Here is a 21,436-nt window from a genome sequence, read left to right as displayed (position 1 = left end):
TTTGCCGTGACGAAAGAAGAAAACTACTCACCGGAAGAAGAAAAGAAAGAGTCGGTCCTTGATTTTGAAGAGGCCAAGGAAATGACAGTCGGCCAAGCCACTCGTAAGAAAGAGGAGCTGGAAGCCGGTGTGAATGAAAGCGACAATGTGCTGGATAAGTATATCAAGCAGCACCGTCAGGAAATCGAAGCTGGAAAATTTGAAACCCAGAAAATCAGAAAGCTGCAGGAGCAGGAAACGGCTCAGGCTGAGCAAGCATCTTCTGATTTGACCGACTTCATCAAAGAAAGACGGCAAGAGGTTGAAAGTGAACAGGAGATTCCAACGGCTCAGTCGGCAGGCACTGAGGCTGCAAGTGAGCCAGAAGCAGCTCCAAACCCCTTAGGTTCTCGCAGTCAACGCTCAGAGCAGGCGGATTCGATTGCTGCTGCTCCCGTTCAAAAGACATCTTACGGTCCTATTCCAGAACCGCTTGATGAGAAGGAATTACAGGTTCCTAAGATACCTTTCTACAAGAAAAAAGCTTTCTTTTATCCTGTCTTGGGACTTCTAGGGATTGCTGTAGCGGGAACAGGGCTCTACTTTGCTCTGGGGCATAATTGGGGTCACAAGACCGTTACAAGCTCCAGCTCTTCAACATCGCAGTCCAGCAAAAAGAGTTCGTCTTCCTCTAGCTCTGATAATACTGCCAAGGATCTGAAGTCCTTTAATGATGAGTATGCTGCATTTTTCACAGATAGCAATCAAACTGCTGTCAAAAACAGTAAATTTGGCGACTTGGAAAAATTAAAAACCTTACTTGAAAAGCTAAAAGGCAGCAAAGACTATGATGCAGCCAAGAGCAAGTATGATTCCTTGGTCAAGCAGATTTCAGCTATTCAAAGTGTCAATTCGCAGTTTGATGGCGGAGCAATCACTGACGGTGTCTTGAACAAGGAAGCCAAGGCCAATACAAATGCGACTTTCTCAGATGTATCAAGTGGTAATGCTAAGCTCGATGAAGTTCTAAAGGCAGCAATTGCCCAAGGACGCGGCCAACAGGTACCAACACCAGCTCCTGCTACTGATCAGGGAGGCTCTAGTGCGGGTACAAGTGGCGGTTCAAGCTCGTCTGCTTCTGGTTCAGGAGCTTCCAGTTCATACTCTGGCTATGGTCTTCCTAGCAACGGAGTAAATCTGCAGAGAGATCTCAGTCGTGTTCCTTATAATCAAGCAGCTATTGATGACGTCAACAATCCAGCTTGGACATTCAATCCTGGTGTTCTGGAGAAGATTTTGCAAACTTCTCGTGAGCGCGGCTACATTTCTGGAGACAACTATATTCTGGAACGCGTTAATATTATCAAAGGAAACGGCTACTACAACCTCTTCAAACCAGACGGCACCTATCTCTTCAGTATCAACTGTAAGACTGGATACTTCGTCGGAAATGGTCCGGGTTATGCTGACTCGCTTGATTTCTAGTCATCTTTGAACATTTCTTTAGCAGCTAGCTTTCTAGTTTGTTGATGAATTTCATTATACATGCACAAAAAAAGTTCTCGATTTCGAGAACTTTTTTGTTTTAAATCACATGGCGTTCAAAGGCATCGTCAGAGATCCCTTGGCTGAGAATAAGTTTGGCCCATTCTTTGGCTGAGAAAAGGCTGTGATCCTTGTAGTTTCCGCAGGATTCAATGGTTGTTCCAGGGACATCTTCCCAGCTAGTTGACTCAGCGATTTCTTCCAGACAGGATTTGATGACCTGAGCAATCTGGCTGGAGCTGTGTTGGCCCCACATAATCATGTGAAAACCAGTGCGGCAGCCAAAAGGTGAGCAGTCAATCATACCATCAATGCGCTTGCGAATCAGCATAGCCAGCAGGTGCTCGATGGTATGCAGGCCAGCAGTCGGAATGGAATCTTCATTGGGCTGAACCAGACGGATATCAAAATTGGAAATGATATCGCCTTTAGGGCCGATTTCCTCTCCAATGAGGCGGACATAAGGCGCTTTGACAATGGTGTGATCCAGCTCAAAGCTTTCAACGATAACTTCTTTAGACATGGTTTCTCCTTTACAATGTAGCAAGTGCGAGAAGGTTTTTCTAGTGATATCAAGCCATTGGTTTGTCTTGTTAGCGAAGAAAAGGCCTGTCTCATAGACACATTTTCTTCTCTGATTATAGCATAAAAAAATTTTATTTGGGAATAAAGTTTAGGTTTTAGAAAAATGAAAAATTTGAACAATCGTGCTTATGTCTTGAAAAGGTTTTGGTGCTCAGGCTTCTGCAAACTTTGAAGATTTTGTCTCTAAAAAATGGACAAAAGCTTTCTTGATTTTCAAAAAATAGGTTTGTGAATTTTTTAGATTTGTGATAGAATAGTATGGAATTTTGAATTCAACAATTAAATAGATTTGGAGTAAAAACATGGACCTATTTACTATAATTATGTCTGTTTTTGCTGCCATCATTGGTTTAGTGATTGGATATGTAAGTGTCTCGGCTAAGATGAAATCATCTAAAGAAGCTGCAGAGCTTACTCTTTTAAATGCTGAACAAGAAGCAACCAATTTACGCGGACAAGCTGAACGCGAAGCTGATTTGATTATCAAAGAAGCCAAGCGGGAAACAAGTTCGCTTAAAAAAGAAGCACTTTTGGAGGCAAAAGAAGAAGCCAGAAAATATCGTGAACAAGTTGATGCAGAATTTAAGTCTGAACGTCAAGAGTTGAAACAAATCGAAAGCCGCTTGACCGAGCGTGCTTCTACCCTTGACCGTAAAGACGATAATTTAAGCAACAAAGAAAAGGCTTTGGAGCAAAAAGAACAAAGTCTCTCAGATAAATCTAAACACATTGATGCGCGTGAAGAACAAGTAGCGGAACTTGAAAAGCAGAAGGCAGCAGAGCTGGAGCGAGTTGCTTCGCTATCGCAGACAGAAGCGCGTGATATTATTTTGACGCAGACCGAAGACAAGCTTTCTAAAGAGATTGCGACTAGGATTCGGGATGCGGAGCAAGATATCAAAGAGCGGTCTGACAAGGTTGCGAAGAATATCTTGGTCCAAGCCATGCAGCGTATTGCCGGTGATTATGTCGCTGAGCAAACCAATTCAACGGTGCATCTGCCAGATGACAGCATGAAGGGTCGGATTATTGGCCGGGAAGGTCGCAATATCCGGACTTTTGAAAGTCTGACTGGTATTGATGTCATCATTGATGATACGCCTGAAGTAGTCACTCTCTCAGGTTTTGATCCGATTCGCCGCGAGATTGCTCGTATGACCATGGAAGCACTCTTGAAAGATGGGCGTATTCATCCAGCCCGCATCGAGGAGTTGGTTGAGAAGAACCGTCTGGAAATTGACAATCGCATCCGTGAGTACGGGGAAGCCGCAGCTTATGAAATCGGAGCACCTAACCTGCATCCTGATTTGATGAAAATCATGGGTCGCCTGCAGTTCCGTACTTCTTATGGTCAGAACGTCCTTCGGCACTCTATTGAGGTTGCCAAACTTTCCGGTATTATCGCTGGTGAGCTTGGTGAAAATGCCAATTTAGCTCGCCGTGCTGGATTTCTCCATGATATTGGCAAGTCTATTGACCGTGAGGTTGAAGGCAGCCACGTGGAAATCGGGACTGAACTGGCTCGTAAGTACAAGGAGCATCCAATCGTTGTTAATACGATTGCCAGCCACCACGGAGATGTGGAAGCAGAAAGTGTCATTGCTGTTATCGTAGCTGCAGCAGACGCACTCAGTGCTGCTCGTCCAGGTGCCCGCAGTGAATCTCTGGAAAGCTATATCAAGCGTCTCCAAGATTTGGAAGAAATCGCTAATAGCTTCAAGGGTGTCAAGAACAGCTTTGCTTTACAAGCCGGCCGTGAAATCCGGATTATGGTTCAGCCGGACAAGATTAAGGATGACAAGATTACGATTTTGGCTCACGATGTTCGTGAAAAGATCGAAAATAACTTGGAATATCCAGGCAATATCAAGGTAACGGTTATCCGTGAGATGCGGGCCGTTGACTACGCTAAATAAAGAAAAAATGCAGTCTGGTAACAGATTGCTTTTTTCTTGAATGTTCTGCTGGTCTATTTATTTTCCGTATGATTACTTGCTTATTTTTCTATTTTCTCAAAACTCTAGACACATACATTTCTTCCTATCCTCTTGAAATATCAGTCTAATTTTGTTACACTAGATAGAAAGACTGTGAAGGAGACATGATGACGGAACGAGGCTTACTAATCGTCTTTTCTGGTCCCTCTGGTGTAGGAAAAGGGACTGTTAGACGAGAAATTTTTGAAAGCACTGATAACCAATTCCAGTACTCGGTATCCATGACGACTCGTCCTCAGCGCCCAGGCGAAGTGGATGGAGTTGACTATTTCTTCCGCACTCGCGAGGAGTTTGAAGAGCTGATTCGTCAGGGCCAGATGCTGGAGTACGCAGAGTATGTAGGAAACTACTACGGGACGCCTCTGACTTATGTCAATGAAACGCTGGATAAAGGTATTGATGTCTTCCTGGAGATTGAAGTTCAGGGAGCTTTGCAAGTCAAGAAAAAAGTTCCAGATGCCGTCTTTATTTTTTTGACTCCTCCAGACTTAGAAGAACTCAAAGACCGCTTGGTCGGCCGCGGGACAGACAGTGCTGAGATTATCGCCCAGCGCATTGAAAAGGCCAAAGAGGAAATTGCCCTCATGCGCGAGTATGATTATGCCATTGTCAATGAGCAGGTGTCGCTGGCTGCCGACCGTGTCAAGCGCGTGATTGAAGCAGAGCATTTCCGAGTAGACCGTGTTATCGGCCGTTATCAGGACATGCTTCCAAAAAATGAAACGATTATTCGATAGAAAGTTAGAAATTAGGTAGAAAATTATGATGTTAAAACCGTCTATTGACACTTTGCTGGACAAGGTTCCGTCAAAATATTCCTTGGTTATTTTAGAAGCTAAGCGTGCGCATGAGCTTGAAGCTGGAGCTCCCGCTACGCAGGAATTCAAGTCTGTCAAATCCACTCTTCGTGCTTTGGAAGAAATTGAATCCGGCAATGTCGTTATCCATCCAGATCCAGAAGGCAAGCGCGAGGCAGTTCGCCGTCGGGCAGAAGAAGAGCGTCTGCGTAAAGAAGAAGAAGAACGCAAGATTAAAGAGCAAATCGCTAAAGAAAAAGAAGAAGGTGAGAAGATTTAAGGTTGGGGATGCTCAATCTTATTTTTTCTGTAATGACGTTTAGGAAAGTGGGGTGAGAATATGAAGGTGGCAAAGATTATTGTGGATGTTCCTCTGATGCAGACGGACAAGCCCTATAGTTATGCTATTCCAGAAGAGTTTGCAGGAGTGCTGACAGCTGGCATGCGAGTCCATGTCCCTTTTGGGCAGGGAAATCGCCTGATTCAGGGGATTGTGGTCGGTTTTGATGAAATAGGAAACCAAGAAGAGCTGAAAGAGATTGCGGAAGTCCTTGATTTCAGTCCCGTGCTGAATCAGGAACAGCTCTGGTTGGCGGACGAACTACGCAAGACAGTCTTTTCCTATAAGATTACCCTTTTAAAGGCTATGCTGCCTAGTCTTCTCAACTCCAGCTATGATAAACTACTCTATCCGACGGAGCTGCTGAATGATGAGGAACGCTCAGCTATCTTTGGTCAGGAGCCCAGTCTTCGCTTTTCTGATTTGGACAAGAAAAGTCAGGCCAAGCTGATGCGACTGACCCAGACTGGCCGCATTCGACTGGAGTATCAGGCGACGGACAAGAAGCATATTAAGACTGAGAAATGGTATCAGGTCAATCATACCGCTCTGCAAAATCATGACCTTCCCCGACAAGCCAAGAAAAAACAAGAATTAAAAGAAGTCTTGCTAGAGCAGCAGGGTAGCCGGCTCTTGGCTGATTTACGAGAAAGCTTTTCGCGCGATATTATTAATTACTTTATCAAAGAAAGCCTAATTAGCATTGAAGATAGAGAAATCAGCCGTTCTGCTGCTTATTTCCAAAAGGAGCGGCAACAGCAAAGTCTGACCTTAAATGATGAACAATCCACAGCGGTTGCGGCAATCACTCAGAAAATTGGTCAGAGTCATTCTCAGCCAGTTCTCCTAGAAGGGGTCACAGGCAGCGGGAAGACCGAAGTTTACCTACAGGTCATCGCAGAGGCACTGGCCCAGGGCAAGACCGCTATCATGCTGGTTCCAGAGATTTCTCTGACTCCGCAGGTTACTGACCGCTTTATTTCTAGGTTTGGCGACCAAGTTGCAATTTTGCATTCAGGTCTGTCTGACGGTGAGAAATATGATGAATGGCGCAAGGTGGAGCGAGGAGCTGCTCAGGTCGTTGTCGGCGCGCGCTCAGCTATTTTTGCTCCGCTGACAAATATTGGAGCCATCATCATTGATGAAGAGCATGAATCCTCCTACAAGCAGGATTCTAATCCTCGCTATCATGCTAGAGAGGTGGCTCTCCTGCGAGCTCAGTACAATCAAGCTGTCTTAGTGCTGGGGTCGGCGACTCCGAGCCTGGAGAGCCGTGCTCGAGCAAGCCGTGGAGTCTATGATTTTCAGCTGCTCAGCAAGCGCGCAAATCCGCTGGCGCAGATTCCTCAAGTGGAAGTGGTGGATTTTCGGGATTATATCGGTCAGCATGAAGCCAGTAATTTCACGCCAGTCCTGCTAGATGCTATTCAAGATCGTCTGGATAAGGGAGAGCAGACGGTTCTCATGCTTAATAGGCGGGGTTATTCCAGTTTTGTCATGTGTCGGGAATGTGGGACCGTTGATAGCTGCCCTAACTGTGATATTTCTCTGACCCTGCATATGGACACCAAGACCATGAACTGCCACTACTGTGGTTTTACTAAGAATATTCCTCAGAGTTGTCCTAACTGTGCCAGCCGCAGTATTCGCTATTATGGGACAGGGACGCAGAAAGCTTATGATGAGTTGGTTCAGTTCTTTCCCCAGGCTCGCATTTTACGGATGGATGTAGATACAACCCGTAAGAAAGGTAGTCATGAAGCTATTTTAGAAAGCTTTGGTCAAGGGCAAGCAGATATTCTCTTAGGCACTCAGATGATTGCCAAGGGGCTAGATTTTCCAAACGTGACGCTGGTTGGTGTACTCAATGCAGACACAGCTCTTAATCTACCGGACTTTCGCTCTTCAGAGCGAACCTTCCAGCTGCTGACTCAGGTGGCGGGCCGGGCTGGTAGAGCAGAAAAGGCTGGTCAAGTCTTCATCCAGTCCTATAATCCCCATCATTATGCCATTGAGTTTGCCAAGCAGCAGGATTATGAAGGTTTTTATGCTTATGAAATGGGAATCCGCCGGCAGCTAGGCTATCCGCCTTATTACTTTACAGTCGGTCTAACCCTGTCCCACAAGGACGAAGAGACAGCAGTGCGAAAAGCCTATGAGGTTATGGATATTCTGCGGAGCGGTCTGTCAGAAAAAGTGCAAATCCTGGGTCCAACGCCGAAGCCCATTGCCCGCACCCACAATCTCTATCATTATCAGATTTTGCTCAAATATCGCTTTGAAGACAAGCTGCAGGCGACACTAAATCAAGTCTTGGATTGGACACAAAATCGGAACAATAAAGATTTGCGCCTGACAATTGATAATGAGCCACAAAATTTCATGTAAAGCTTTTTAGCCGAGATTAAGGTTGTTGCAGGCGACTTCTGATATAATAAGGGAAGGAACAAAGAAGGAATCAATAGTTGAAAATGATGAAAATAATATTTATGGGAACGCCGGACTTCTCAGCGACTGTCCTAAAAGGACTGCTGGACAGCGGTCAATACGAAGTATTAGCAGTAGTGACGCAGCCGGACCGGGCCGTCGGCCGAAAAAGAGAGATACGTATGACTCCAGCAAAAGAATTGGCTTTGGAATACGGGCTGCAAGTTTATCAACCAGAAAAGCTGGCTCAAAGCTCGGATTTAGAGGAGTTGATGAACTTAGAAGCAGATGGTATTGTCACAGCTGCATTTGGACAGTTTTTGCCTAGCCGCTTGCTGGACAGTGTTGACTTTGCGGTGAATGTTCATGCCTCCTTGTTGCCTAAATACCGAGGTGGGGCTCCCATTCACTATGCTCTGATCAATGGAGATGAGCAAGCGGGTGTTACGATTATGGAAATGGTCAAGGAAATGGATGCTGGAGATATGATAGCCAGCAGGGCAATAGCCATTGAAGAGACAGACAATGTCGGAACTCTCTTTGAAAAATTGGCGCTTATCGGTCGAGATCTGTTATTGGATGTGCTGCCAGCTTATAGGGCAGGGCAGATTATCCCTCAGCCGCAGGATCCAAGCCAGGTCACTTTCTCTCCGAATATAAGTCCAGAAGAAGAGCGGATAGACTGGAGCAAAACAAACCGCCAAATTTTCAATCAAATTCGTGGCATGTATCCTTGGCCAGTAGCTCATACCTTGCTGCAGGGACAACGCTTTAAGATTTATGAAGCAGATATGGCAGCTGGCAGCGGCCAGCCGGGACAGATATTGTCTATTAGTAAAAAAGAGCTAGTGGTCGCAGCTGGACAGGGAGCTCTCTCGCTGAAGACAGTTCAGCCTGCTGGCAAGCCCAAAATGGCTATCGTTGATTTTTTGAATGGACTGGGCCGTAGCCTGTCCACAGGAGATACTTTTGGAAAGTAAGCAAAAAAAGGCCCGTTGGCAGGCCTTGGAAATTTTGGAAGAAGTTTTTGAAGAAGGAGCCTATTCCAATATCGCCTTAAACCGAGCTCTGAGTCAAAGTCCGCTGAGCCAAGCTGATAAAGGTCTGGTAACAGAGCTGGTTTACGGCACAGTTGCTCGGAAAATCACTCTGGAATGGTATCTGTCCCATCTGATTGAGGATAGGAACAAATTGGATAACTGGCTCTACATTCTGCTTATGCTCAGTCTGTACCAGATGCTCTATCTGGATAAAATCCCTCAGCATGCAACTGTTCATGAGGCTGTTGAAATTGCGAAAATCCGTAAGCGCGGCAGCGAGAAATTTGTCAATGCCTTGTTACGTAGGATTGAGCGTGAGGGTGTAGCTGATTTTGAAACAATCAAGCGCAAAAATAAGCGCTATTCGATTCAGTATTCTCTGCCGGTCTGGCTGGTCAAAGCTCTCATAGAAGAGTATGGCGAAGAAAGAGCTCTGGCCATCTTTGCCAGTCTCTTTGTTCGCAGCAAGGCCAGCATTCGCGTGACGGATATGTCGCGCAAGGCAGAGTTTCGCCAGCTTTTAGGGGCTGAGGATTCGCTCTTATCTCCGTCAGCCTTGGTTAAGAAACAGGGGCATTTTGCTGGGCATCAGCTCTTTGAAAGCGGAGTGATTACGATTCAGGATGAGTCTAGCCAGCTGGTGGCTCCTACTCTGGCCATCGAAGGAGAGGAGGAGATTTTGGATGCTTGCAGTGCACCGGGCGGCAAGACTGTTCACATGGCTTCCTATCTGACGAGCGGTCACATTACAGCCTTGGACCTCTACGATCATAAGTTAGAGCTCGTAGAAGAAAATGCGGAACGGCTGGGACTGGCTGATAAAATCACCACTAAAAAGCTGGACGCAACCAAGGTATTTGAGACTTTTGGCCCAGATGCTTTCGATAAAATCCTGGTGGACGCTCCTTGCTCTGGTATCGGCTTAATTCGCCGCAAACCAGATATAAAATATAATAAAGAAAATGCAGATTTTGAGAATTTACAAAAAATTCAGCTAGATATACTAGACAGCGTTTGTCAAAGTCTACGTAAAGGTGGTATAATAGCTTATAGTACTTGCACGATTATGGCCAAAGAAAATTTTGAGGTTGTCGAGAAATTTCTGGCCAGTCATCCGAATTTTGAGCAAGTCTTATTAGACCATGAAAGAAAAGATATCGTCAAAGACGGTTGTATCTTGATTACGCCGGAATTATATGAAAGCGACGGATTTTTTATCAGTCAATTTAGGAAGATATCGGAATAAGAGGAGGAAACTGACAGTATGGAAATTTCATTGTTAACAGATGTTGGTCAAAAGCGTACAAATAACCAAGATTATGCCAATCTTTTTGTGAATCGGGCTGGCAAGACCCTGATTATCTTGGCAGATGGTATGGGCGGCCACAGAGCTGGAAATATTGCCAGTGAAATGGCTGTGACAGACTTAGGAGCTGCCTGGGTTGATACACAGATTGATTCGGTGAATCAGGTGCGTGAATGGTTTGCGGAGCACTTGGAAGAGGAAAATCAGCGCATTCATCAATTTGGCCAAGATGAAGAATACAAGGGCATGGGCACGACTTTGGAAGCCTTGGCTATCATTGATAATCAAGCCATCTATGCCCATATCGGCGATTCTCGCATTGGTTTGATTCGCGGTGATGCATACCGCCAGCTGACCAATGATCACTCGCTTGTTAATGCTTTGTTGAAAGCTGGACAGATCACTCCAGAAGAAGCAGAGCGTCATCCGCAGAAGAATATCATTACCCAGTCTATTGGTCAAAAAGACGAAGTACAGCCTGACTATGGCATGATTACCTTGGAAGATGGTGACTACCTTCTGCTCAACAGTGACGGTCTGACCAATATGATTTCAGACAGTGAAATTTGTGACATTGTCACCAGCGACATCAGCCTGTCTGAAAAAACACAAACCTTAATTCGCTTTGCCAACAATGCTGGAGGACTGGATAACATCACAGTTGCTCTGGTTCGCTTTGACAAGGAGGATAAGGCATGATTCAAATCGGCAAAATCTTTGCCGGGCGATATAAAATCATCAAGCAGATTGGTCGCGGAGGCATGGCAGATGTCTATCTGGCTAAGGACTTGATTTTGGATGGTGAGGAAGTTGCGGTAAAGGTTCTTAGGACCAATTACCAGACAGATCCTATCGCTGTCGCACGTTTCCAGCGGGAAGCTAAGGCGATGGCTGACTTGGACCATCCGCACATCGTTCGGATCACTGATATTGGTGAAGAAGACGGCCAGCAGTATCTGGCTATGGAATACGTGGCGGGTCTTGACCTCAAGCGCTATATCAAAGAGAATTCTCCGATTTCAAATGAAGAAGCAGTCAGAATCATGGGACAAATCTTGCTGGCCATGCGCTTGGCGCATACACGTGGGATTGTCCATCGTGACCTGAAACCACAAAATGTCCTCTTAACCCCAGATGGCAATGCCAAGGTAACAGACTTTGGGATTGCGGTGGCCTTTGCGGAGACAAGTCTGACTCAGACTAACTCAATGCTAGGCTCAGTTCATTATCTATCGCCTGAGCAGGCACGTGGCTCTAAAGCAACTGTTCAGAGTGATATTTATGCGATGGGGATTATTTTTTATGAGATGCTGACTGGTCATATCCCTTATGATGGAGATAGCGCTGTTACGATTGCCCTGCAGCATTTCCAAAAGCCGCTGCCATCCATCATTTCTGAAAATCCTAATGTGCCTCAGGCCTTGGAAAATGTGGTCATTAAAGCAACAGCCAAAAAATTGACGGATCGTTATCAGTCGGTTGCAGAGATGTATGTGGACTTGTCCAGTAGCTTATCTTATGAGCGCCGTAATGAAAAGAAATTAGTCTTTGATGATGTTTCGAAAGCAGACACCAAGACCTTACCAAAAATCTCACCTGTACCTCAGCCAGCAGTTCCACCTGTTAAGCCAACTCCGGTTAAAACAGAAGCGGATGAAGTTAAGGAAGAGACACTAGATGCGGTTAAGAAAGTTCCAAAGAAACGTCGCTTGAGAACGCGTTATAAAGTACTTTTCTTTGCAGTCCTATTGGTTTTGGCGGCTTTTGTTGTCCTTCTTTATAATAGCCCATCCAATACCAGCGTGCCAGATGTTTCTGGTCAGACTGTGGCAGAGGCTCGCTCCGCTATCGAAGCTAAGAAGCTGGTTGTCGGAGACGAAAAGGAAGAATACAGCGACAAAGTCGAATCCGGCAAAGTCATTAAAACTGATCCACAGGCCAATAGTCAGCGCCGCGAAGGCAGCAAGATTGACCTGATTATTTCCAAGGGATCCAAGACCTTTGTGATGGAAGATTATGTCGGTCAAGCAAAATCAGCCGTAGTTGAAAATCTGAAAACAAACTATAATGTTTCTGAGAAATTGATTGAGATTGTTGAGGAGGAATCGGACGAGTACGAGCCAGGTCAGGTCATTCGCCAGTCTCCGGCAGCTGGTTCGACCTATGATTTGACTTCTAATCATAAGATCAAGCTGACAGTGGCGAAAGAAGTGACTAGTGTGGCCATGCCTGACTTTGGCAGCATGCAATACACCTACGCTAATGCCCGTTCTTACTTGATTCAAATGGGAATTTCTTCTTCTCGAATTGAGCGAGTTGTTGACCGTTCGGTCACTTCGACTCAGGCGGACTTGGTGACCTCTCAGTCTCCAGCAGCAGGTCAGACAATTGACCTCAAGTCTAATGAAAAAATCACTCTTTACGTGACAGAAGCAACGACACCATCGTCATCTAGTTCGTCATCATCATCGTCTAGTAGCAGCTCAAAGAGCAGCTCATCGTCTGAAGATAGTGGACATGGAACTAATTCCAGCTCATCTGATAGTTGATTAATAAACCATCCATTTCAAGTTTTTTATCTTAAAACGGATGGTTTTTTCTTATTTACTGGACAAATTTCCCCATTTCATGCCTTGGACGGAGGATTTTTGGTCTAATTTTGTTAAAATAGGAAGGTAGAGAAAGGAAACGGCTATGTGGAAGGTTCAATTATTTGTCTTTGTTGAAACAGTCTTATTATCCATGGCATTGGTTACCATGCTGGCAGCTGATTTTTCACGAGTTGTCATTATCTTGGTCCTTTTTTTGCTGCTGCTCTATTATTACTTCGGCAAGCAAAAAGGGAATTTTCTGCTGGTCGCTTCCATGATTATGCTGTTTTTCATTATCATGCTCAATCCCTACGTCATTGCTGCCCTTTTATTCGCGCTGGTTTATGGGATGATTGTCGCCTATCCTTATATCTATAAGGAAAATCAAGAAACCCATCTCATTTACGAAGAAGATGTGGAAATTCAGAGTGAAAAAAATCGCTGGTTGGGGGACCTGCAGCATTTTTCTAAGGACAGCTGTCAATTTCATGACATCAACCTTTTGCGTATCATTGGGAAAGACACCATTCATTTGGAAGACGTGATTTTGGTCAACCATGATAATGTCATTGTCATTCGAAAAGGTTTTGGCGATACCAAGATTATTGTACCGCTGGATGTGGAAATTCAGCTGCAAATCAATACTCTTTACGGGGAGCTGAACTTTCTGCATCATCCATCTCGCAAACTGCGCAACGAAACCATTTCGCTGACGACACCAGATTATAAACGAGCCAATAAGACAGTGAAGATTGTCCTCGTCAGCTTCTTAGGAAATGTGGAGGTTGTCAGAAAGTGAAGAAATCAAATTATTTTCTCATTCTCCTCTATACTTTCTTTGTCTTATTTATCATCTTTCATTATATTTTTAATATTTTTGATTTCACTTGGCAGGAGCTCTTTAATGATTTGGAGCTGTTGCAGTCTTTTGTGTTCTTTGTTGTGATTATCGGTTTATCACTGACTATTCTGATTGTGATTGCGGCCCGCTTGATCCAATACCTGTCGGTCGCCCATGTGCAAAAAAATCTTCGGCATTTGCTAGATGGACGGAGGCTGGAGCCGACAGACCAACTCGAGCTGGATCGCTCTCTGCATCAGCTCGAGAGAAGGCTGCACCGTCTGACAGAGAATCTTCAAAAGTCTGAAAATCAAACCCTGCAGACAGAAGAGAAAATTATCGAAAAAGAACGGCGGCGGATTGCGCGTGATTTGCACGATACTGTCAGTCAGGAATTATTTGCAGCCAATATGATTCTTTCAGGAGTAGCTGGAAATGTAGAACGACTCGATGGGCAAAAACTGCAAAAGCAGCTCAAGGGGATTGCAGATATTCTGGACACAGCCCAGAAGGATTTGCGGATTCTCCTGCTCCACCTGCGACCTACAGAGTTGGAAAATAAGACTCTGGTCGAAGGTATGGATGTGATTATCAAGGAGCTGACTGATAAAAGCGACATTGATGTTCACTTCAATCATCAGGTTGGGCATCTACCCAAACAGATGGAGGAGCATGTCTTCAGGATCATGCAGGAAATTATCAACAACACACTGCGGCATGCCCAAGCCAGTCGGCTGGATATTTACCTCTATCAGGCACCTAATGAACTTAAAATCAAGGTATCTGATAATGGCGTTGGTTTTGATCCGCTGGCTCAAGATGAACTCAGCTACGGCTTGAAAAATATGGAAGACCGTGTGCGGGATATGGCGGGTACCTTTAAGCTTTTGACTGCCCCCAGAAAAGGTCTTTCTATTGAAATCACGATACCTTTACTAGAAGGAGAAGATCATGAAGATATTGTTAGTGGATGACCATCAGATGGTCAGATTGGGATTGAAAAGTTATCTGGAACTGCAAGATGATATAGCAGAAGTATCTGAAGCAGTCAATGGTAAAGAAGGAGTTGAGCAGGCTTTGGCAAGTCGTCCGGATGTGATTATCATGGATATTGTCATGCCTGAGATGAATGGGATTGAAGCGACACTGGCCATTTTAAAAGAGTGGCCAGAAGCAAAGATTTTGATTTTGACTTCTTATCTGGATAATGAAAAAATTTATCCTGTTCTGGATGCAGGCGCTCATGGATACATGCTTAAGACTTCCAGCGCTGAAGAAATCCTCCGTGCTGTCAAAAAAGTGGCCAAGGGAGAATTTGCCATTGAAACAGAGGTCAGTAAGAAAGTGGAATATCATCGTAACCATATTGAGCTCCATGAGGATTTGACAGCTCGTGAGCGTGATATTTTAGGGCTGTTAGCCAAGGGTTATGAAAATCAACGGATTGCGGATGAGCTCTTCATTTCCCTTAAAACGGTCAAGACTCATGTTTCCAATATCCTGTCCAAATTGGAGGTGAGCGATCGCACTCAGGCAGTTGTTTATGCTTTTCAGCACCATCTTGTCCCACAAGAAGACTTTTAATGGTATAATAGAAAAGATTAAGATTGAACAAGGGGAGATATGGACGCAAAATTAAAGTATAAGGCAAAAAAGATAAAAATTGTCTTTTTCGATATAGATGATACCCTGCGAGTCAAGGATACAGGTTTTATCCCAGACTCTATCCAGACAGTTTTCAAGCAGTTGAAGGACAAAGGGATTTTGACGGGTATTGCGTCTGGACGAGGAATGTTTGGTGTCGTGCCGGAGCTGAGAGCTTTACAACCAGACTTTTTCGTTACCCTGAACGGAGCCTATGTCGAAGACAGCAAAGGGAAGGTGATTTATCAGACGGTTATCCCAGCCGATAGAGTAACTTCCTATATTGCTTGGGCTCAGAGGGAAGGGATTGACTATGGTCTGGTCGGCAGCCATGGAGCAGCCTTGTCCAATCGAAATTCTCTGATTTCAGAGGCCATTGATGTGGTTTATCCAGATTTGCCCGTTAATCCGGACTTTCATTTAGACAAGGATATTTATCAGCTTTGGACCTTTGAAGATAGAGGAGATAGCCTGCAGCTGCCAGACGCGTTAGCGGAGCATCTGCGTTTGGTTCGCTGGCATCCTCATTCGTCAGACGTGGTACCGACAGAAGGTTCCAAGGCGGCTGGAGTTTCCAAGGTTGTCGAACATCTGGGCTTCAAACCTGAAAATGTCATGGTTTTTGGCGACGGACTCAATGATTTGGAATTGTTTGACTATGCCGGAATTGGCATTGCCATGGGCGTTTCCCATGAAGAACTGCGAAAAAGAGCAGATTATATTACAAAAACAGTAGAAGAAGACGGTATTTTTACCGCTTTAGAGGAGTTAGGTATGGTAGAAAAAGAATTACATTTTCCGCAAGTAGAACTTGCAGCAGCAGAAGGTCCAAAAGCGACTATCAAGACTAATCATGGGAACATGAAAATTCAGCTGTTTCCAGAACAGGCACCAAAAACAGTAGCCAACTTTATTGCCCTTGCTAAAGATGGATACTATGACGGTGTTATTTTCCACCGCATTATTCAGGACTTTATGATTCAGGGTGGCGATCCTACTGGTACCGGTATGGGCGGTCAGTCTATCTATGGTGAGAAATTTGAAGATGAGTTTTCACCTGAGCTTTACAATATTCGTGGGGCTCTTTCCATGGCAAATGCTGGGCCGAATACTAACGGCAGTCAATTTTTCATTGTTCAAAATAAAAATCTTCCTTATTCAGCTAAGGAATTAAGCCGCGGCGGCTGGCCTGAAGCTATCTCTGAAGTCTATGCCAGTCAGGGAGGAACACCGCATTTGGATCGGCGCCACACTGTCTTTGGTCAGCTTGTTGATGAAGCATCCTACCAAGTTTTGGACAAGATTGCAGCTGTTGAGACGGAGGCTATGGACAAGCCCGTGGAAGATGTTGTGATTGAGACAATTGAGGTAGAAGACTGATGAAAATCGGTGATAAATTAAAAGGCAAAATCACTGGGATTCAGCCTTATGGAGCTTTTGTTGAGCTGGAAAACGGAACGATTGGCCTGATTCATATCTCAGAAATTCGTCCGGGCTATATTGAAAATATCCATGATAGTGTAAAGATTGGCCAGCAAGTCTTGGTACAAGTTGTGGACTATGATGAATTTTCTGGGAAGTCCAGTCTGTCCATGCGAACCTTAGAAGAAGAAAAGCACCGCCTCCCTAGACGCCACCGCTTTTCAAATGACCGCTGTAAAATTGGTTTTGAGCCTTTAGGCAGACAGCTGCCTATCTGGATCAAAGAGGCAAAAAAATTCTTAAAAGAAGAAAAAGTTTAAAAAATATCCTGTTCCATAAGAGAACAGGATATTTTTGTTTTAGATAGACTTGCTATTCAATTCATAGCCGACTGCTAAGTTGAAACGGACTTGTTTTTCAAAAAATACTAAGCATCAAATTCATAGAGGGCAGTAGACAGGTAGCGTTCGCCGTTATCAGGTGCCAGAGCAAGGACTTTCTTGCCAGCTCCTAGTTTTTTCGCTACTTCAATAGCTGCGAAAATAGCAGCAGCAGATGAAATCCCCACTAAGAAGCCTTCCTGACCGCCAATATAGCGTCCGAATTCCAGTGCTTGATCAGAAGTTACACGGACAATCCCATCATAGGCTGCTGTATCCAAAGTCTCTGGAATGAATCCAGCTGAAAGTCCTTGGATTTTGTGAGGACCTGGCTTCTCACCAGAAAGGATAGCAGATTCGTCTGCTTCAACTGCGTAGGTTTGGATGTCCGGATTAACTTTTTTGAGGGCGTGAGATACACCGGAAATAGTTCCGCCAGTTCCGACACCGCCAACAAAAGCATCCAGTCCAGTTTCACCGAAAGCAGCAATAATTTCTGCTCCTGTTGTTCGTTCGTGGACCTCTGGATTAGCCGGGTTGTTAAACTGCAGCGGCAGCCAGCCATTTCGTTCTTGGGCGATTTCTTGTGCTTTTGCAATAGCACCTTTCATTCCCTCACTACCCGGAGTCAAGACTAACTCAGCACCATAAGCTTGGATAATCTTGCGCCGCTCCACACTCATGGTCTCTGGCATAACAATGACAACCTTATAGCCTTTGGCTGCTCCAACCCAAGAAAGACCAATACCAGTATTTCCGCTGGTTGCTTCAACAATGGTATCGCCGGACTTGATAAGGCCATCGCGTTCGGCCGCCTCAATCATGCTGAGAGCAATCCGGTCTTTGACAGAAGAGCCAGGATTGAAAGCCTCTAACTTCACATAAACCTCAGCAGCTCCTTCTGGAACCAAGTTGTTCAATTTGACGATGGGAGTTTGCCCAATTAGTTCTGTAATGTTTTGATAAATACGTGACATAGAATACATACCTCAATATAATTTAATAGAATTAGTATAAAATGAAACAAGAGCTTTGTAAAATATAAAAAAGCTATGAGAGCCATAGCTTTTCTTTATGTCAAAACGTCGAGGGGACTTCTACTTGGCGCAGTCCTTGATCCATCATCTCCAATTTGCCCTTAAAAAACTCAGTCAGTTTATCTTTGAGCAGCTCTCTTTCACCTTTGTCAACGAAAAGAAGAGTGGAGACGGTATCTGTAAATTCAGTATCGTATTCAGCAAGATTTTCTGCCTTAAGAAAATTCGCAAAATCCTGATATTGGCTGTAAGACAGTTTTAGGCGCAGGCCGGCTTGTTCTTTTATCTCAACCAGTCCAATCTCCTTAATAGCCAGAGCAACACTGCCGGCATAAGCTCGAATCAGACCGCCAGCTCCTAGCTTAATACCGCCAAAATAGCGAGTAACGACCACGCAAAGATTGGTCAATTTATGCTTTTCTAGGACTCCCAGCATGGGAACTCCAGCTGTTCCGCTGGGTTCTCCGTCATCACTGGTCCGCTTAATATCGCTCTTTTCTCCAATGATAAAAGCAGAGCAGTTATGAGTAGCCTTGTAATGTTCTTTTTTTATAGCAGCGATAAAAGCGCGAGCCTCGTCCTCGGAGTAAACTCGTTTTACATGGCAGATAAAGCGGGATTTTTTAATTTCCTCTTGAACCATGCCATCTTCCTTAATTGTCTTAAATTCCATAACTATATTTTACAAAAAAAGATGAATTTTGCCAAAAAATTACGAATATATAAGTATGTTAAAGTTACAAGATTGTTTAGGACGGATATTTACAGAAAGTCAGTTAGAGCCTAGCTTACGAGCAAAAGCAAAAGAAATTCCCAGTATCCAAGAAGAAAAAGGCAAGCTCCTCTGTGGACGCTGCAACAGCTTGATTGAACGAGAAAACCAACTGGCGGTTGGAGCTTATTATTGTAGAGAATGCTTAATCTTGGGTCGGGTACGTAGTGACCAAAAACTCTACTATTTTCCCCAAGAGGATTTTCCTAAGAATCAGGTACTTAAATGGCAGGGGCAGCTAACAGCCTTTCAGGGGAAGGTCTCCAAAGGCTTACTTGATGCGCTAGAGAAAAGGCAGAATACGTTAGTGCATGCTGTTACTGGCGCTGGAAAAACAGAAATGATTTACCAAGTGCTTGCCAGAGTTATTGATAGAGGTGGTTCTGTTTGCTTGGCCAGTCCGCGGATTGATGTTTGTTTAGAACTTTATCGGCGCCTAAAAGAAGACTTTTCTTGTGAAATAGCCCTTCTGCATGGGGAGTCAGAAGCTTATGTTCGCAGCCCCTTGGTGATTGCGACCACTCACCAGCTCTTAAAATTTTATCAAGCATTTGATTTACTGATTGTTGACGAGGTAGACGCCTTTCCTTATGTGGATAATCCCATGTTGTATCAAGCTGTAGAGAGTTCGGTTAAAGAGGATGCTACAACTATTTTTCTGACAGCCACTTCCACAGATGAGCTGGATAAAAAAGTTCAAAAAGGTGAGCTGAAACGCCTGAGTCTTCCCAGAAGATTCCATGGAAATCCCTTGACCATCCCTCAGAAAATTTGGTTATCTGATTTTCAGAAACATCTTCAGAAGAAGAAAATAACACCTAAGCTTTTAAAATATATACAAAAACAGAGGGAGACTCAATTTCCTCTCTTGATATTTGCTGCTGAAATTCAAAGAGGAGAGGATTTTGCTCAGGCTTTGCAGATTGCTCTGCCAGATGAAAAGCTGGCTTTTGTCGCCTCCACAACAGAAAATCGTCTGGAAATTGTCGAACAGTTTCGTCGCAAGGAGATTACTATTTTGGTGACAACGACTATTTTAGAGCGTGGGGTAACCTTTCCTGGCGTAGATGTTTTTGTCTTGGAAGCCAATCATCGCTTGTTCAGCCGTAGTGCTCTGGTTCAGATTTCAGGCCGAGTTGGCCGCAGTATGGATAGACCTACTGGACAGTTGCTATTTTTTCATGATGGGACTACCCTTGCTATGGAAAAGGCAATTCGAGAAATGAGAGATATGAATAAGGAGGCAGGATTGTGACAGAGTGTCTTTTATGTAAAGGGCAAATTGAGGAGAAAGGTAGTTTTTTGCAGCTTTTTCTATTAAAAGGAGAAGGAGCAAGCTGCTGCTCCACTTGTTATCAAAATTTTGAACGCATATCTGAAGAGTATTGCCCTCGCTGTTTTCGCAACGGGAAATCAGATTTATGTACAGATTGTCAAAAATGGGAGAAAGAGGGAAATCAAGTCCAGCATCAGTCACTATTTACCTATAATGATGCAATGAAGGATTATTTCAGTCAATACAAGTTTCAGGGAGACTATGCATTGCGTTTTGTATTTGCAAAAGCAGCTAAAAAAGCAGTCAAAATGTTTAGAGAGCATACCATTGTTCCGATTCCAGTGAGTAACGAAAAATTTCAAGTGAGAGGTTTTAATCAAGTGCAGGGGATTTTAGATGCTGCAAACTTATCATATAGAAATATCTTAGAGAAAAAAGACACCCTAGCACAGTCGAGCAAGACACGTGAGGAGCGTCTGCTGACGCAGCAAGCTTTTGAAATTAAGAATGGAGTTGATTTGCCAGATAAAATTTTGCTGGTTGATGATATCTATACGACTGGCAAAACCTTGCAATTAGCCAAGCAAATCTTGCTGGAAGGAGGAGTGAAAGAAATTTTGACATTTTCAATCGCAAGATAAGAAAAAATTTGCAAAAAAAGAATGAAAGCGTTATAATGATATTATAAATAAAACATTTATGTTTAGAAAGAAGGTACTTATATGCTTAAATATAGTATCCGTGGTGAAAACCTAGAAGTAACAGATGCTCTCCGTGACTACGTAGTTTCTAAACTTGAGAAGATTGAGAAGTATTTCCAAGCAGAGCAAGAACTTGATGCGCGTGTGAATCTCAAGGTTTACCGTGAAAAGACTGCGAAAGTGGAAGTGACAATTCCGCTAGGCTCCATCACTCTTCGTGCAGAAGATATCTCTCAGGACATGTATGGATCAATTGATTTGGTCACAGATAAGATTGAGCGCCAAATCCGCAAAAATAAGACCAAGATTGAAAGAAAGAATCGCAATAAGGTTGCTACAAGTCAGCTTTTTATAGATTCCTTTGCTGAAGAGGCAGAAGAAATTCCGTCAAAAGTTGTCCGTTCAAAACATATCGATTTGAAGCCGATGGACTTGGAAGAAGCGATTCTGCAGATGGATTTATTGGGCCATGATTTCTTTATCTATTCCGATGCAGAGGACAGCAGCACGAATGTTATATACCGTCGAGAGGATGGAGATATTGGCCTGTTAGAAGTCAAATAAATGAGAAAAGAAGGTTGAGAACATGATTCTCAACCTTTTTATTTTATAGAAAGTTATACTGTCAGATGATATAAACAAGCCCCTACTTACAAAGAATTAACTTTATACTTAGTAAAAAAATAAAATTTTTAAAAAAAATTAGAAAAGGTATTGACAGGAGGTGTGGTTGGGTGATATACTAATATAGTTGTC

The 21,436-nt window shown here is 43.9% G+C and carries 20 protein-coding genes; 17 read left to right on the top strand and 3 right to left on the bottom strand.

Features of this window, described 5'->3' with window-relative positions; all coding sequences use genetic code 11:
* Positions 1-6: 6 nt before the first annotated feature.
* Positions 7-1,464, top strand: coding sequence for a cell division site-positioning protein MapZ family protein (locus RP262_RS03450; protein WP_311154329.1), 1,458 nt, complete (start codon positions 7-9; stop codon positions 1,462-1,464).
* 100 nt (positions 1,465-1,564) lie between these two features.
* Here RP262_RS03450 and RP262_RS03445 read toward each other — a convergent pair whose 3' ends face one another.
* The gene (locus RP262_RS03445; protein ID WP_311154328.1) at positions 1,565-2,047 is read right to left on the bottom strand and encodes an S-ribosylhomocysteine lyase; all 483 of its coding nucleotides are present in this window, start codon (positions 2,045-2,047) and stop codon (positions 1,565-1,567) included.
* Positions 2,048-2,411: 364 nt separating this feature from the next.
* On the opposite strand from RP262_RS03445, the gene RP262_RS03440 reads away from it, so the two are divergent.
* The 13 genes from RP262_RS03440 (at position 2,412) to RP262_RS03380 (ending at position 16,834) form a co-directional block, all read left to right on the top strand.
* Positions 2,412-4,025: a ribonuclease Y gene (locus RP262_RS03440; protein ID WP_311154327.1), complete on the top strand. Its 1,614-nt coding sequence runs from the start codon at positions 2,412-2,414 to the stop codon at positions 4,023-4,025.
* A gap of 185 nt (positions 4,026-4,210) precedes the next feature.
* Positions 4,211-4,843, top strand: a complete 633-nt coding sequence (gene gmk, locus RP262_RS03435; RefSeq protein ID WP_311154326.1) for a guanylate kinase — start codon at positions 4,211-4,213, stop codon at positions 4,841-4,843.
* Positions 4,844-4,868: 25 nt separating this feature from the next.
* A complete protein-coding gene (gene rpoZ / locus RP262_RS03430) occupies positions 4,869-5,183 on the top strand; it encodes a DNA-directed RNA polymerase subunit omega (RefSeq protein WP_002893503.1) in 315 nt (104 codons plus the stop codon).
* A gap of 60 nt (positions 5,184-5,243) precedes the next feature.
* Entirely contained in the window at positions 5,244-7,631 is a 2,388-nt protein-coding gene (locus RP262_RS03425; RefSeq protein WP_311154325.1) for a primosomal protein N', read from the top strand.
* Between the two features lie 83 nt (positions 7,632-7,714).
* Positions 7,715-8,650 (top strand): methionyl-tRNA formyltransferase, encoded by a 936-nt coding sequence (gene fmt, locus RP262_RS03420; RefSeq protein ID WP_311154324.1) that lies wholly within the window; start codon positions 7,715-7,717, stop codon positions 8,648-8,650.
* Positions 8,640-9,956, top strand: coding sequence for a 16S rRNA (cytosine(967)-C(5))-methyltransferase RsmB (gene rsmB, locus RP262_RS03415; RefSeq protein ID WP_311154323.1), 1,317 nt, complete (start codon positions 8,640-8,642; stop codon positions 9,954-9,956). The genes fmt and rsmB overlap by 11 nt, the downstream gene beginning before the upstream one ends.
* An 18-nt stretch (positions 9,957-9,974) precedes the next feature.
* Positions 9,975-10,715, top strand: coding sequence for a Stp1/IreP family PP2C-type Ser/Thr phosphatase (locus RP262_RS03410; protein WP_004185640.1), 741 nt, complete (start codon positions 9,975-9,977; stop codon positions 10,713-10,715).
* Positions 10,712-12,565: a Stk1 family PASTA domain-containing Ser/Thr kinase gene (gene pknB / locus RP262_RS03405; protein WP_311154322.1), complete on the top strand. Its 1,854-nt coding sequence runs from the start codon at positions 10,712-10,714 to the stop codon at positions 12,563-12,565. Before RP262_RS03410 ends, pknB begins: the two co-directional genes overlap by 4 nt.
* A gap of 145 nt (positions 12,566-12,710) precedes the next feature.
* Entirely contained in the window at positions 12,711-13,406 is a 696-nt protein-coding gene (gene liaF / locus RP262_RS03400) for a cell wall-active antibiotics response protein LiaF (RefSeq protein ID WP_311154321.1), read from the top strand.
* Entirely contained in the window at positions 13,403-14,422 is a 1,020-nt protein-coding gene (locus RP262_RS03395) for a sensor histidine kinase (RefSeq protein WP_311154320.1), read from the top strand. Before liaF ends, RP262_RS03395 begins: the two co-directional genes overlap by 4 nt.
* Positions 14,400-15,032 carry a response regulator transcription factor gene (locus RP262_RS03390; RefSeq protein WP_002926512.1) on the top strand — a complete coding sequence of 211 codons (633 nt, stop codon included), beginning with the start codon at positions 14,400-14,402 and terminating at the stop codon, positions 15,030-15,032. The genes RP262_RS03395 and RP262_RS03390 overlap by 23 nt, the downstream gene beginning before the upstream one ends.
* Before the next feature lie 39 nt (positions 15,033-15,071).
* Entirely contained in the window at positions 15,072-16,472 is a 1,401-nt protein-coding gene (locus RP262_RS03385; protein WP_308946676.1) for a bifunctional Cof-type HAD-IIB family hydrolase/peptidylprolyl isomerase, read from the top strand.
* Complete coding sequence (locus tag RP262_RS03380) at positions 16,472-16,834, top strand: S1 RNA-binding domain-containing protein (RefSeq protein ID WP_002901252.1); 363 nt, start codon at positions 16,472-16,474, stop codon at positions 16,832-16,834. The genes RP262_RS03385 and RP262_RS03380 overlap by 1 nt, the downstream gene beginning before the upstream one ends.
* A 107-nt stretch (positions 16,835-16,941) precedes the next feature.
* On the opposite strand, the gene cysK is transcribed toward RP262_RS03380, so the two are convergent.
* Both cysK and RP262_RS03370 read right to left on the bottom strand, forming a co-directional pair.
* A complete protein-coding gene (gene cysK, locus RP262_RS03375) occupies positions 16,942-17,871 on the bottom strand; it encodes a cysteine synthase A (protein WP_311154319.1) in 930 nt (309 codons plus the stop codon).
* Between the two features lie 100 nt (positions 17,872-17,971).
* The gene (locus RP262_RS03370; RefSeq protein WP_311154318.1) at positions 17,972-18,604 is read right to left on the bottom strand and encodes a YigZ family protein; all 633 of its coding nucleotides are present in this window, start codon (positions 18,602-18,604) and stop codon (positions 17,972-17,974) included.
* A 55-nt stretch (positions 18,605-18,659) separates the two neighbouring features.
* Between RP262_RS03370 and RP262_RS03365 the strand changes: the two genes are divergently transcribed.
* The 3 genes from RP262_RS03365 (at position 18,660) to hpf (ending at position 21,244) form a co-directional block, all read left to right on the top strand.
* Positions 18,660-19,958, top strand: coding sequence for a DEAD/DEAH box helicase (locus RP262_RS03365; RefSeq protein WP_311154317.1), 1,299 nt, complete (start codon positions 18,660-18,662; stop codon positions 19,956-19,958).
* Positions 19,955-20,620, top strand: coding sequence for a ComF family protein (locus RP262_RS03360; protein WP_311154316.1), 666 nt, complete (start codon positions 19,955-19,957; stop codon positions 20,618-20,620). The genes RP262_RS03365 and RP262_RS03360 overlap by 4 nt, the downstream gene beginning before the upstream one ends.
* 81 nt (positions 20,621-20,701) lie before the next feature.
* Positions 20,702-21,244 (top strand): ribosome hibernation-promoting factor, HPF/YfiA family, encoded by a 543-nt coding sequence (hpf, locus tag RP262_RS03355; protein ID WP_311154315.1) that lies wholly within the window; start codon positions 20,702-20,704, stop codon positions 21,242-21,244.
* The last annotated feature ends 192 nt before the right edge of the window (positions 21,245-21,436 follow it).

Source organism: uncultured Streptococcus sp., from assembly GCF_963456385.1.
Lineage (GTDB): Bacteria > Bacillota > Bacilli > Lactobacillales > Streptococcaceae > Streptococcus.
This window is presented reverse-complemented; position numbering and strand designations above follow the sequence as displayed.

Excerpts from the sequence above, each read along its gene's own strand:
- RP262_RS03445 (WP_311154328.1), bottom strand. The coding sequence starts at position 2,047 with ATGTCTAAAGAAGTTATCGTTGAAAGCTTTGAGCTGGATCACACCATT.
- RP262_RS03440 (WP_311154327.1), top strand. The coding sequence starts at position 2,412 with ATGGACCTATTTACTATAATTATGTCTGTTTTTGCTGCCATCATTGGT.
- gmk (WP_311154326.1), top strand. The coding sequence starts at position 4,211 with ATGATGACGGAACGAGGCTTACTAATCGTCTTTTCTGGTCCCTCTGGT.
- rpoZ (WP_002893503.1), top strand. The coding sequence starts at position 4,869 with ATGATGTTAAAACCGTCTATTGACACTTTGCTGGACAAGGTTCCGTCA.
- RP262_RS03425 (WP_311154325.1), top strand. The coding sequence starts at position 5,244 with ATGAAGGTGGCAAAGATTATTGTGGATGTTCCTCTGATGCAGACGGAC.
- fmt (WP_311154324.1), top strand. The coding sequence starts at position 7,715 with ATGATGAAAATAATATTTATGGGAACGCCGGACTTCTCAGCGACTGTC.
- RP262_RS03410 (WP_004185640.1), top strand. The coding sequence starts at position 9,975 with ATGGAAATTTCATTGTTAACAGATGTTGGTCAAAAGCGTACAAATAAC.
- pknB (WP_311154322.1), top strand. The coding sequence starts at position 10,712 with ATGATTCAAATCGGCAAAATCTTTGCCGGGCGATATAAAATCATCAAG.
- liaF (WP_311154321.1), top strand. The coding sequence starts at position 12,711 with ATGTGGAAGGTTCAATTATTTGTCTTTGTTGAAACAGTCTTATTATCC.
- RP262_RS03390 (WP_002926512.1), top strand. The coding sequence starts at position 14,400 with ATGAAGATATTGTTAGTGGATGACCATCAGATGGTCAGATTGGGATTG.
- RP262_RS03385 (WP_308946676.1), top strand. The coding sequence starts at position 15,072 with ATGGACGCAAAATTAAAGTATAAGGCAAAAAAGATAAAAATTGTCTTT.
- RP262_RS03380 (WP_002901252.1), top strand. The coding sequence starts at position 16,472 with ATGAAAATCGGTGATAAATTAAAAGGCAAAATCACTGGGATTCAGCCT.
- cysK (WP_311154319.1), bottom strand. The coding sequence starts at position 17,871 with ATGTCACGTATTTATCAAAACATTACAGAACTAATTGGGCAAACTCCC.
- RP262_RS03370 (WP_311154318.1), bottom strand. The coding sequence starts at position 18,604 with ATGGAATTTAAGACAATTAAGGAAGATGGCATGGTTCAAGAGGAAATT.
- RP262_RS03365 (WP_311154317.1), top strand. The coding sequence starts at position 18,660 with ATGTTAAAGTTACAAGATTGTTTAGGACGGATATTTACAGAAAGTCAG.
- hpf (WP_311154315.1), top strand. The coding sequence starts at position 20,702 with ATGCTTAAATATAGTATCCGTGGTGAAAACCTAGAAGTAACAGATGCT.